Source organism: Sphingobium lignivorans, assembly GCF_014203955.1.
Lineage (GTDB): Bacteria > Pseudomonadota > Alphaproteobacteria > Sphingomonadales > Sphingomonadaceae > Sphingobium > Sphingobium lignivorans.
On the sequence record NZ_JACHKA010000001.1, the window covers coordinates 3,724,014 to 3,736,994 of the forward strand.

A 12,981-nucleotide genomic window follows, 5' to 3' on the forward strand; every position below is an offset into this window, starting at 1 on the left:
TCGGCGGTCAGCCCCTGTCAGGCTCCGCCAAAGCGAACGCGATTGAACGTAATCATCTGCAGCAGCGGATCGCGCCGCTCGAGCCCGCTATCGGGGTCGACCAGCACGTTCACGACCGCCGGGCGGCCGGCGCGGACTGCCTCCAGGGCCCGGTCGAACGCCGGCCCGACCTCCGCAGGCGTGGTCGCGATTTCGCCGTGGCATTCCAGCCCCCGGGCGACGAGTTCGTAGCCGCTCTGGGCGAAATCCACCCCGTAAGTGCCGTTGAAGAGATGCAGGGCGATGTTGCGGCTCGACCCCCAGGCGCCATCATTGGCGACCATCACGAAGATCGGCAGACCGTGCAGCGAGGCCGTCGCCAGCTCGCCCAGATACTGCCCGAAGGCGCCGTCGCCGGTGCCGAGGAAGACCGGACGCTCGTCGCCCGCCTCCTGCAAGGCGGCGACCGCGCCGATGGCATGGGGCAGGCCGACGCCCATCGCCCCGAAAGGCTCGTGATCGATGAACCCCGGCGAGTGCGTACAGCGCAGGACTGCCTTGAACCAGTTGTTGCAATTGGCGCCGTCGCCGACGAACAGACTGTTCTCGGGCATGCGCGCCGCCAGCTCGCGCGCCATGCGCAGGGGGTGGACCTGCCCTTCCTCGCTGCGCCCCGCGCTCTCGATGCGCTCCAGCCTCGGCGCCACGGCGGCCTTCACCCAGCGCGCATCTCGCCGGGCCGGGGAGCGTGCCGACAGGGCATCCGCCATGCTCGCCAGCGCATGCCTGCAATCGCCGGCGACAGGCGCTTCGACCGGGCGGCCGCGACCGATCTCGGACGCGTCGTTGTCGATCTGGATGAAGCGGGCGTCGGCCGCAAATACCGGCGGCGTCCCGAAGCCGATCGCCCCTGCGATGCGGCAGCCGGCAAACAGGACAACATCTGCCTGCTGCGCGGCAACGCTGGCAACGGGCCAGGGAAAGACCGTTTCCATGTCCTCCGGGACCAGCCCGCGCGAGGAGCCCTGGAGTAGCACGGGAATGCCGAACTCGCGATTGAGCCGGGCCAGTTCGGCGCCAGCATCGGACCAGTATGCGCCGGCCCCCGCCACGATCAGCGGCCGCTCGGCATCGCCGAGGAGCGCGGCAGCGCGGGCTATGTCTTCCGACGCGGGCGCCGGCGGATGCGCGCGCAGCACCGGCCCGAGCGAGGCAGCGGCGACGGCATCGTCCGCCTCGCCATTGGCGACATCACGCGGGATCTCGAGCAGGACCGGCCCCGGCTGGCCGGACATGGCAATGCGCGCCGCCATCTCGACATATTCGCCGAGCCGCGAGGGATCATGCACGACCTGCGCCCATTTCACGATCGAGCGGACCAGCCGTGCATGGTCCAGCTCCTGCATCGGACGTGCATCGAGCATGCGTAGCGGATTGCGGCCCGCAATGATGAGCACGGGCGCCGAATTATCGAATGCCGACGCGATTCCGCCCACCGCGTTCGCGAGTCCGGGACCTGACGTGACGCAGGCCACGCCAAGGCTACGGCGCATCTGTGCATAAGCATCGGCCGCGAGGACGCAGGGGCTCTCATGCCGCATGTGGATCAGCCGGATGCCTTCCCGCTGCAACGCGCCGAACACCGACTCAAGATGACCCGGCAGACCGAAAACGGTGCCAACTCCCTGGCGCGCAATCGCCTTCGCAATCAGGTCCGCTCCCAGCATCATCCCTCCTGTCCGCAGCCTTGATAGGCATGTCTTGCCCGTTTCAATACGGATGACCGGATCGAAAGAAAAGTGCTTTTCCTGTAATATGCGAAAAATGTTGTTTTATAGGCAGCGAAATCCGATGCACTCTGGCGCTTCGGCGGCATCTCTCGCTATCAGGACACGAACGCAGCCTTGCGGCAACCGACGGTGGATATGCCTGCCGGCGCCGGTCCGAGAGACCAGTTTTTTATAACAATCTTGATGGGTGAAAGGCCTTGGCGTTCCCATCAAATCATTCTTACAGATTAAGCATACGTCGGGGATCCTGTTCCAAAACCCACGCGATCCGTGAGTTTATTTATAGCATCGTTTAATTTATGTACAAGGGCACCCGACTCATGTAGCTTTGGCGCGGATTCGCAAGCTGTTGGATGCGTCTCACCGACCAAAAATGATGCTTTGCCGCATTACAGGATTCGATTGATTTCGCATATTGTGGGATTGACGATGATATTAAGCGATGCAACAGTAGGAGAATGGGGTCCGGGGGGCATGTTTGCCTGCGGGACCCGAGACACACCCTGCCGCCTCCGCCCGGCTGATGCCGGTGCGTGGGCATCCGCGTCCCTGCGGGCGCCAAAAACATAAGAAAATGGACGCGCTGTTACGGCCGGAGTCCGGCTGCATGGCGACAGAATCATAAGAAACAGGAGAGGAAAACATGATCGGGATTGAACACGGCCGCCGTCGGAATCTGCGCACCCGCCGCGACCTGATGGCATCGGTCGCGCTCGCCATCGGCATGATGGTCACCACCCCCGCCGCCGGTCAGGACGCACAGTCACCTCAGGACATGCCCCCGGAAGGCGAAATCATCGTCACCGGCTCGCGCGCCGCGGCTTCCGGCTTCTCGGCGCCCTCGGCGGTGTCAGTCCTCGGTGCCGACCTGATCGAACGACAGTCGCCCGTGTCCCTGGGCGAGGTTCTGCAACAGGAACCCGCGTTCAAGGCCACCCGCTCGCCGGGCGGCAATGCCAACAACTTCTCCAGTCCCGGCCAGTCGACCGCCGACCTGCGCGGCCTGGGCGGCCAGCGCACCCTCGTGCTTGTCGATGGCTCGCGGATCGTGCCGCAGGCCCCCGCAGTCACGACCGGCGTGCCGGTGACGACCGACCTCAACGTTATCCCCACCAACATGATCGAGCGGGTCGAGGTGGTGACGGGCGGCGCGTCCGCCCAATATGGATCGGACGCCGTGGCGGGCGTGGTCAACATCCTGCTCAGGAAGCGGATGGAAGGCCTGGAGCTGACCGCGCAGACGGGCATTTCCCAGCAGGGCGACAATTTCCGCTACAAGCTCGGCGCGGTCGGCGGCTTCCAGTTCGCCGATGGACGGGGTCATGTGGTTTTCGCTGCGGAAGCAGCCGCCATGGACCAGATCGAGGATCTCTACCGCCGTGCCTGGGGCCGCGAAGAGTGGATGACGGTCACCAATCCGAATTTCGCGACCAATGGGCTGCCCGCCAACATCGTCGCCCCCCATGTGCTCAATTCCAACGGTGTGGGTGGCAGAATAAGGGGCCCGGCCGGCTTCAGCCTCAATAACTACACGTTCAACGATGACGGTACGATCCGCCCCTATCAGCAGGGCTCCATAGACAACGGCACCTATCAGCTCGGCGGCGAGGGCCTGAGCCGCAACGCGGGCTCCAGCCTCGTGCCCGGCATCGAGCGTTTCGTCACTTACGGACGGGCGAGCTTCGAATTCTCGGACGCTCTGGAGATCATCCTCGAGGGCGGATATTCGGAAACGAAGGGCACTTTTACGGGTGGACTCCCCAACTTCGCCGGGTTCACCATCCGCAGCGACAATGCCTTCCTGCCGCAAGCGGTCAAGGATGCCATGGCCGCGCATCCCGGGGGTCCTCTCACCTCCATCACGGTGGCGAAAGGCGTCTATGATGTCGGCAACATCAACTTCATCGTAAAGAACGAGACGCCCCACGGCACCATCGGCGTGCAGGGCGCGCTTGGCGGCTCCTGGCATTACGACGCCCATTATTCCTACGGCGAGAACAAGTTCCGCAGCGATTTCACCAACAATTTCTCGCCGGTGTTCTGGAACCTGGCGGTCGATGCCGTCGTCGATCCGACGACCAACCAGATCGTCTGCAGATCGCGACTGCCCGGCGCAGTGCCCAATCCGCTCGCGGCCGGCTGCGTTCCGGTGAACATCTTCGGGCCGAACGCCGTCAGCGAGTCCGATCCCGCCGGCCTGGCCTACGTCAACCGCGCGGATTACAACGCGGTTCTGTACAAGCAGCATGCGGCCGGGATCAACGTGCGCGGCGAGCCCTTCTCCACCTGGGCAGCGCCCGTCTCGGTGGCGTTCGGCGGCGAGTATCGCAAGGAAACGCAGGACCTGACCGCAGGGCCGCTGTCCACCGCCAGCCGGTTCGCGATCGGCAATGCCGTGCCTTTCTCCGGCGAATTCAGCGTCACCGAGGGCTATCTGGAAGCGATCGTGCCGCTCGCGCGCGATCTCTCCTTCGCCCGCACGCTCGATCTCAACGGTGCGATCCGCTACGCCGACTACAGCACCGCCGGGGCGCAGACGACCTGGAAGGTCGGTGGCGTCTGGGAACCCATCGACGGGCTGCGCTTCCGCGCCACCCGGTCGCGGGACATTCGCGCGCCTGCCATCTTCGAGCTTTTCTCGCCCGGCTCGTTCACCAACACGGCCCTGACGGTCAATGGCGTCACGGAAGTCATTCCGCAGAACCGGACGATTGGCAACCTCGACCTCAAGCCGGAAAAGGCGGACACGCTCACGCTCGGCGTGGTCCTCCAACCCAGCGCCATCCCCGGCCTGCGGGTCTCGCTCGATTACTACAAGATCAACCTCAAGGATGCGATCGACACGCTGTCGGCGGCCAATATCGGCAATGCCTGCACCGCCGGCGATGCCCTCTCCTGCAGCTTCATCACCTTCGCCGCGAACGGCGTGACGCCCGTCCGGCTGGAAGCGCCGATCCAGAACATATCCCAGTTCGAGACCAGCGGCCTCGACCTGGCGCTATCCTATCGGCTCAGCCTGGGCGGCAGCGGCGCGCTCACCACGCGGCTCAGCGGCACTTATGCGCTTCATGCCTACATCAACGGCATCGATCGGGCCGGCGAGAACGGCATGGGCAGCCTCGGCTCGCAACCACGCTTCCGTGGCAATCTCTCGCAGACCTACAGCAACGACGTCCTCTCCCTCACGGCGCAGATGCTCTTCATCAGCGCGGGCAAGAACGACAACCAGTTCAACACCATCCCCGCGCTGTCGATCAACGACAACACGATCAATGCGGCAGCTTATGTGAACCTGCTTGGCTCGGTGAAGATCACCGACCGGTTCGAGCTGAACGCGGGCATCGACAATCTGCTGGATACGGACCCGCCGGTCAGTCCCTACGCCACGCAGGGCCAGGCCGTGAATGGCCAGCTCTACGACAAGATCGGGCGCGTGTTCGAGGTGGGCGCCAAGGTCAGGTTCTGACGGTCATCCGCGCCGGCGGCGCATCAGAGCTTCCGGGCCTGATGCGCTGCCGGCCGGAGCGACGGACAGGCACGAACGACGAACGATCCCGAGGGACGACATGACCAGCGATACCACGAACGCCCGGCACGGCCGCGCAGAGCCCTTTTCGCAGACGGCGCGGGATCCACGCATGACGGAAGCCGGATGGCCCGTCTCGCGCCGTGACATCATGGCGCTTGCCTGCGCCCTCCCCCTATCCTGCGCGGCGCGCGCGGTGCCGGGCGACCCGGGGGCGCCGGGCGTCGAACTTTACGATAGCCACATCCACTTCTTCACGAACGACATCGGGCATTATCCCATCGACACGCGCAATTCGCGCGAGGGCGAGGAAGTGACGCGCGCGCGCGTCATGCGCGATCCAGGCACGCCGGAGAAAGTCTTCGCCTGGTGGGCACAGTCCGGCGTCACCGCCGGCACAGGTGTCCAGTATAGCGGCGTCTACAAGACCGATAACAGCTACGTCCTCGATCTCGCCGACCGCTTTCCGGACAAGATCCATGCCGAGATCATCATGGACGCACGCAATCCCGCAAGCCCTGATCGTCTGGAGGCACTGGTCGCAGCACGGCGCGTGTCGGCGATGCGGCTTACCGGCTTTACCCAGGACACGCGGGACATTCGATGGTTGAACTCACCGGACGCGCTGCGGCTGTGGGCCACCGCCGACAGACTGGGCATCCCAGTCGGCATTACTTTCCTGCCGCCCAAGGGAACGGTCGAGGCGCTGAGCGCGGTCCGCACCCTGGCGGAACGCTTCACAAACTGCCCGATCATCCTCGAGCATTGCGGCCGGCTGGTGAATGGCGACGTCGCGCCCGCGCATCTGGCGTTGCGCGCCTTCCCCCACGTCCATTTCAAATGGACGACGAACGTGATCGACGAGTTGAAGGCGCAGGCTCATTCGCCCGCCGAACTCCTGCGGCGCGCGACCGACATCTTCGGAGCGGACCGAATCATGTGGGGATCCGACAGCGGCAACACCCTGTGGCCCTATGCCGACATGGTGGCCGACGCCCTGGCCTCCACCAGCGCCCTGAATGCCGACGAGCGCCGACGGGTGCTGCACGACAATGGCCACGCGATGTTCACGCGCCGCAAGCCGCAAGCGATATAAGGACAGGAGAAAGACATGATGGAGGCACCACGTCGCAAGGCAGCGACTGGTAAGGCGGCGGTCGAACTGCTCATGCGCCCCCGCGCGGTGGCGGTGATCGGCGTTTCGTCCAAGCCCCGCTCGGCCGGCCGCACCGTGCTGGGGGCCCTGCAGGCCAATGGCTTCGCCGGCGATATCCATCTCATCGGCCGCAGCGGCGGCGAGATCGACGGCATTCCCGTGCTGGCATCGGTCGACGAACTGCCCGAGGGCATTGATCTCGCCATTTTCGCCTTGCCCGCAGCGGGCGTGAAGGATGCGCTGGAAGCTTGCGCCCGGCGCGGGGTGCGCGCCGTGACCATCTTTTCCTCCGGCTTCGCGGAGATCGGCAATCGCGCCGAACAGGACGAGCTGGCCCGCATCGCTCGCGAGGGCGGCGTCGCGCTGCTCGGCCCGAACTGCCTTGGATACACCAATTTCGTCGACGGCTTCGCGGTCACATTCTCGATCGCGCGCCAGGTGCCGAAGCTCCAGCCCGACCGGACCGACCCGGCGATCGCGATGGTCTCCCAGAGCGGTGGCCTGATGGCCTTTGCCCGCGCCTCGCTGGAGGCGGCGAACCTCCCCGTCGCTTATCTCGCCTCGACCGGCAATGAAGCCGGGGTGGGGCTGGCGGACTTCATCGAATTCTTCGCCGACGATCCCGCCACGCACCTGATCTCGCTCTATCTGGAGGAAGTGCGCGATCCGCAGGCCTTCCTCGCCGCCGCACGCTACGCCCGCTCGAAGGGCAAGCCGGTGGTGATGATTCACCCCGGCCGCAGTGCCGAGGCCAAGGCGGCAGTGCAATCGCACACCGGCGCGCTCGCCGGGGACTATGACATGATGCGCGTCCACCTCGCGCGGGCAGGCGTGGCGCTGGTCGACACCCTCGAGCAATGGGTGGACGTGACCGAACTGCTTGCCCGCTATCCCGAACCGCCGGTCGATGGCCCGGGGATCGTCACCTTTTCTGGCGGCTTCGTCGCCATCGCCCATGATTATTGCGCGGATATCGGCCTCGACCTTCCCCCGCTCTCGCCGGACATCGTGGCCGATCTCACCCCGCAGCTTCCGGATTTCATGCCCCCGCGCAATCCGCTCGATCTCGGCACCGAAGTGTTGTGGAAGCCGGAACTGACGGGGATCGGGACGCGCGGCCTGCTCGACGACCCGGCGATCGGGTCGCTGTGCATCTGCATCGCGCAAGCCAATCCCCGGGCCCAACTCAGCTATGGCTTCCATTTCATCGATGCACTGAAGGAGCACCGCAAGCCGGCGATCTTCTCGCTTCCCAATTCGGAACTGGCGCCCGAATTCGAAGCCGCGCTCAGGGAGAACCGCATCATCTTCAGCCGCTCGGCGGAGCGCGCCATCCAGGCAATCGGCCTCGCCACCTTCCATGGCCGCGCTCTCCAGCGGGCAAAGCGGGCGGTCATGCCCGCGCCTTTCGAGGGCCTGCCGGTGCTGGGCAAGGGCGCCTTGCCGGAATGGCAAGGCAAGACCCTGCTGCGCGCGATCGGCATCCCGGTTCCCGAGGGCGGGCTGGCCACGAGCCTGGACGAGGCGAAAGCGATCGCGGCGCGCATCGGCTATCCCGTCGCGCTCAAGGCGCAGGCAGGCGCGCTCGCCCACAAGACCGAGGCCGGGGGCGTGATCCTGAACCTCACCAATGCCGAGGCGCTGCGGGCCGGCTGGGCGAGGCTGCACGACAATATTTCGCGCGCGCAGCCGGGGCTGAGGCTCGACGGCGTGCTCATCGAGACAATGGCGCCCAAGGGACTGGAACTGGTGGTCGGCGCGCGGCGCGATCCCCAATGGGGGCCTGTGCTGCTCGTCGGGCTGGGGGGCATCTGGATCGAGGCGATCGGCGACGTCCGGCTGATGCCTTGCGATCTGGCCGAGGCGGATATCGTCGAGGAAATCGGCAAGCTGCGCAGCGCGAAGCTGCTGGGCGCCTTCCGGGGCGCACCGCCGGTCGATGTCGCCGCCGTGGCGCGGACGGCGGCCTTGATCGGCCGACTGATGCTCACCCGGCCGGAGATCTTCGAAATCGACATCAACCCGCTCTTCGCCCACGCACGGGGCGACGGCGTGACGGCGGTGGACGCGCTGGTCGTCACCCGCACCGATGATTGACGGGAGGCAGGGATGAGCGAGCAGTTCGTAACCTATGAGCTGGATGGCAATGTCGCGCTGGTCGGCATCGATCGCGCGGACAAGCGCAACGCCATCAGCATGGACGTGATGAACCAGCTTCTCGCCGCTTTTCTCCGCGCGGCAGACGAGGCGCGCTGTGGCGTGCTGTTTGGCCATGGCGACAATTTCTCGGCCGGGCTCGATCTGGCCGAGGCCGCCGCGCGGCTCAAGTCCGGTGCACCCTCGACGCCCAGGTCCCGCGGGCGTTGGAATGGACCGCTCGATCAGGTCGCACGGGGTGGCCTGCCGTGGATCGCAGCCCTCAAGGGCGCATGCATTGGCGGCGGGCTGGAAATCGCGGCCGCATGCCACATCCGGGTTGCCGATCAGACGACCTTCTTCGCCCTGCCGGAGGGGCGGCGCGGCATCTTCGTGGGCGGTGGCGGATCAGTGCGGATCCAGCGATTGATGGGCTATGCCCGCATGGCGGACCTGATGCTCACCGGCCGCGCACTGAACGCAGCCGAAGGCGAGCGCGCCAATCTCTGCCAATATGTCGTCCCGGCCGGGCAAAGCCTGGAGAAGGCGACGGAGCTCGCGCGGGCCGTGGCGGCCAATGCCGCGAGCACCAACTGGGGCGTCTGCGCGGCACTCCCCCGCGTCAATGACATGGCGCATGACGACGGGCTGTTCATCGAGGGCCTGATCGGCATGGCGGCGCGCAGCAACGAGAGCGCGGACCGGATCGGCGCCTTCCTCGGCGGACGCAACAAGGTCGCCGCCCCGGACAAGGAGGACTGACGCCCATGGCCCTACACGATGCGGCGATCATCGCATATGCCGAAACCAAAATCGTCCCGGTCAGCGACCGGGACATCTGGCAGCTGGGCGCCGATATCCTCGAACAGCTGCTCGACCGTTCCGGCCACGAGAAAGGCGAGATCGATGGCCTGATCCTTTCCGCCTCGCTGACCGGCGCGGGCAATCCCTTCTGGTCCCAGGCCACAGCCGACGCGCTCTCGCTCGAACTGGATTTCTGCCAGACGGTCGACATCGGGGGCTGCTCGCCGCTCGGCGCGGTCGCCCGCGCGAGCGCGGCGATCGATGCCGGCTTCGCCACCTCGGTGCTGTGCCTTTATGCCGATACGGCGGTCGCCGAAGCCACGGCCCGGGCGCGTTCCTTCGGCCAGGAATGGACGACGCCGCTGGGCTATATCGGCCCGCCGGCGGCATTCGGCCTGCTCACGCGCTATTATGAAGAGAAGTTCGCGCTCGACCATCGCGCGCTCGGCAAGCTCGCGGTCACCCAGCGCGAGCACGCGATCCTCAATGATCTCGCCTGTGAGAAGCTGCGCAAGCCGATCACCATCGAGGACTATCTTCAATCGCGGGTGATCAACGATCCCGTCCGACTGCTCGACAGCGTCATGCCGTGCGACGGCGCCAGCGGGCTGCTCGTCACGGGCCGACGCGCCGCCGAGAAGCGCGGCCTGACCCGATGCGTCGTGCCCGTCGGCTATGGCGAGCGCACCAATTACCAGGCGTCGCGCGCGCTCGTCGATCCCACCGAAACGGGCCACAGCGTCGCAGGCGACAGATGCTTCGCGCAGGCCGGCCTGACGCCGCGCGATATCGCGTCCTTTCATCCCTATGACGATTTCATCATCGCCATCATGATGCAGCTCGAGATGCTGGGTTTCTGCCCCCACGGCCAAGGCAGCGCATTCATTCGCGAGACCGATTTCGGTTTCGCGGGCGACGTGCCGCTCAACACCGGCGGCGGCCAGATCTCCGCCGGGCAGGCGGGGCTGGCCGGCGGCGGCACCAATCTCGTCGAGGCCGTCCGCCAGCTGTTCGGCGACGGCGGTGCGCGACAAGTGACGAACACACGCAACGCGCTCGTCACCGGCATCGGCGGCATTCCCTACGGGCGGAACTGGAACAGTAGCGCCGCCATGATCCTCACCCCCGATGCCTGAGGATGGAGCCATGACCGACTTCAACGATCTCACGGATCTCGATCGTCCCCTGCCCGTCGAGCGCAGCTTCTCCAGACCCTTCTGGGACGCCACGCGCGAGCGCCGGCTGCTGCTGCAATATGACCGGGTCGCGCAGGCCTTCCAGTTCTATCCACGCCCCACGAGCATCTATACCGGCCGGGCATCGACGCTGGAATGGCGCGAGGTCTCAGGAGAGGGCAGCATCTTCAGCTACACGATCGCCCGGCGCGCGCGCCCGCCCTTCCGTGGCCACGAGCCCTTCTGGCTGGCACTGGTGACACTGGACGAAGGCGTCAATGTCATGTCGAATGTCATCCAGTGCGCGGCCGGGCAGATGCAGATCGGCATGCGCGTGCGGCCGCACTGGGCGCCGTTGTCCGATGGCCGTCATCTGCTGCTGTTCAGGCCCGCGGAAGGCGGATCACCATCCGGATGATCGCGCGCCGGGCATGCTGAACGTCCGCAGCGTGGCGCCCACCGTGCGCAGGGCCTGCAGGCACCGGATACGCGGCGAGCGCGGTGCGCCCGCAGTGCCTTCCCCGGGCTTACCGGCTCGCGGCGGCGGTCATGATCTCCTCGATCTGCCGCGCGCCTTCCGTCAGACGCGGAACGAGCGTCTCGCGAGGCGGCATCTCGCGCGATTGCTGCATGATGATGGAAAGGCTCCCGATCACGACCTGCTGATCGAAGATCGGCACGGCGATGCCCTGCATACCACCCTGCAATTCGCCGCTGGTGATGACCGCGCCCGCGCTGCGCAGCGCCCGCAGGCTGCGCTTTACTTCCGTCCAGTTCCCCCCAAGGCCGACGGCAGCCATGGCAGCCGGGTCCCCATCATAGATTGGCCGCACAAGCCGGAAATTCATGTTGGCGAGAATGGCCTTGGATGGCGCGCCCCGGTGCAGCGGCATCAGCTGGCCGCGGCCATAGCTGACCGGCTGCCGCTCGAAGTCGTTCGCAAGGTCGGGCGGCTCGAGTGTTTCCTGATGCACGCACATCACGTCCGTCCGGTAGAGCCGGCACAGCGGCACCCAGATATGCGGACCCAGTTCCCTCGCCAGCCGGCGCATCACTGGCCGTGCCGCGACAATCAGGGGATCGAGCAGGCGCATCTGCCGATCAAACCGGATGATGGCCGGACCAAGCGTGTATCGGCTCGGCGTATGCGCCGCCACGAGCCCTGCCTCCACCAGGCTGCGGAAGTAGCGATAGGTCGTGCTCAATGTCATATCGAGCTCTGTCGCGGCTTCCTCGACCGACCATTCCGGGCGATCCATCGTGAAAAGCGCAAGCACGTTTAGGAGACGATTCGCCGTGGACATCAACATGCTAATGCAACGTGCCGACACCGTTTCCAAGCGCTGTCACGCGCGCCGTGAGTGGCCCGGGCGAATTGTCTCCGAGCCGGACCGCACGCCGCCGGCACGTCCCGAAGCGCAACGGTCCTCCCTTCCACGTCTGGCCGGCAAGCTGGCTCTCATGAGTGCCCTGGCACTGTCCGCCATCGGATGTGCAAACCGCGCGCCATCGCCCGCCGTGATCGACGATCTGCAGGTTCGCGGCAACGCGACCATCGAGCTGACGCCGGTCCATTATGCGATCCGGCATCTCGGTGCGGCCCGGGCCGAAGCGGCGCGCGGCGGGATCCCCAGCCTCTTCGACGCAAGCGGCGCCGATCTTGCGGGACACGCCGAGACTCAGGCATTGCGGAGCACGCTGGACCATCCCGACCTGCGGATCATCCTGACAATCACCGAAGGCCGTTACCGCATCGTGGCGAAGCGCTCGGCGGGCATTCGCACCCTCGCGGACCTGCGCGGCAAGACCATCGCCACGCCCCGGGAAAGCTCGGCCGCCTTCTATCTCCATCGCGCGCTGGCGGTGGCCGGAATGGCCGAACGTGACGTAGAGATCGTCAATATCGCCATGCCGCCCCGGGACATCGCCTCGCTGCTGGTGCTGGGCAAGGCTGACGCCGTGGCCTTGTGGGAGCCCGAACCCCAGCGCGCCATCGAGCGCCTTGGGGAGGACGCCATCATTCTCGAACCCGAGACCGGCTATCGCGAGCTCTACAATCTCAACACGACGGCCGCGAAGCTCGCCGACCCTGCCACGCGTGCGAAGATCGTCCGCTTCGTCGCGACGCTCATCCAGGCGTCGGCAAGGATGGAGAAGGACAGGCCCGGCGCCGTGGCGCTCGCTGCCGAGACGACCGGCTATCCGGCGGAAACGGTAGACCCCGTCTGGCGGCATCATGCCTTTCCGGCTACGTTGGCTCCCGGCCTGCTCGATACGCTGGTCGCCGAGGAGCGCTGGCTCGCGGGACTCGCGGGGCGCCCCGCGCGCAGGCGAGCCCAGCTTGCGACGCTGATCGATCCGACCATCGAAGCGGAGGCACGGGCTCTGCTGGGCCGTCAGGGTCGCGTTCAATGA

9 protein-coding genes are annotated in these 12,981 nt (G+C 66.2%); 7 read left to right on the plus strand and 2 right to left on the minus strand.

Annotation, left to right across the window (positions count from 1 at the left end):
• Positions 1-17 precede the first annotated feature (17 nt).
• Positions 18-1,709 (minus strand): thiamine pyrophosphate-binding protein, encoded by a 1,692-nt coding sequence (locus tag HNP60_RS17280; protein WP_184156128.1) that lies wholly within the window; start codon positions 1,707-1,709, stop codon positions 18-20.
• 703 nt (positions 1,710-2,412) lie between these two features.
• On the opposite strand from HNP60_RS17280, the gene HNP60_RS17285 reads away from it, so the two are divergent.
• The 6 genes from HNP60_RS17285 to HNP60_RS17310 all read left to right on the plus strand — a co-directional run bounded on the left by HNP60_RS17285 (position 2,413) and on the right by HNP60_RS17310 (position 10,984).
• The gene (locus HNP60_RS17285) at positions 2,413-5,235 is read left to right on the plus strand and encodes a TonB-dependent receptor (protein WP_184156130.1); all 2,823 of its coding nucleotides are present in this window, start codon (positions 2,413-2,415) and stop codon (positions 5,233-5,235) included.
• A gap of 100 nt (positions 5,236-5,335) precedes the next feature.
• Complete coding sequence (locus HNP60_RS17290) at positions 5,336-6,391, plus strand: amidohydrolase family protein (RefSeq protein WP_184156132.1); 1,056 nt, start codon at positions 5,336-5,338, stop codon at positions 6,389-6,391.
• Positions 6,392-6,406: 15 nt separating this feature from the next.
• On the plus strand, positions 6,407-8,548 hold the full coding sequence (locus tag HNP60_RS17295) for an acetate--CoA ligase family protein (protein WP_184156134.1): 2,142 nt from the start codon (positions 6,407-6,409) through the stop codon (positions 8,546-8,548).
• Positions 8,549-8,560: 12 nt separating this feature from the next.
• Positions 8,561-9,349: a crotonase/enoyl-CoA hydratase family protein gene (locus HNP60_RS17300; protein ID WP_184156136.1), complete on the plus strand. Its 789-nt coding sequence runs from the start codon at positions 8,561-8,563 to the stop codon at positions 9,347-9,349.
• 5 nt (positions 9,350-9,354) lie between these two features.
• The gene (locus HNP60_RS17305; RefSeq protein WP_184156138.1) at positions 9,355-10,527 is read left to right on the plus strand and encodes a thiolase family protein; all 1,173 of its coding nucleotides are present in this window, start codon (positions 9,355-9,357) and stop codon (positions 10,525-10,527) included.
• 10 nt (positions 10,528-10,537) lie between these two features.
• Positions 10,538-10,984, plus strand: coding sequence for a Zn-ribbon domain-containing OB-fold protein (locus HNP60_RS17310; RefSeq protein WP_184156140.1), 447 nt, complete (start codon positions 10,538-10,540; stop codon positions 10,982-10,984).
• A gap of 109 nt (positions 10,985-11,093) precedes the next feature.
• On the opposite strand, the gene HNP60_RS17315 is transcribed toward HNP60_RS17310, so the two are convergent.
• Positions 11,094-11,876 (minus strand): IclR family transcriptional regulator, encoded by a 783-nt coding sequence (locus HNP60_RS17315; protein WP_338056736.1) that lies wholly within the window; start codon positions 11,874-11,876, stop codon positions 11,094-11,096.
• Positions 11,877-12,027: 151 nt separating this feature from the next.
• On the opposite strand from HNP60_RS17315, the gene HNP60_RS17320 reads away from it, so the two are divergent.
• Positions 12,028-12,981 (plus strand): ABC transporter substrate-binding protein, encoded by a 954-nt coding sequence (locus HNP60_RS17320; protein WP_221414672.1) that lies wholly within the window; start codon positions 12,028-12,030, stop codon positions 12,979-12,981.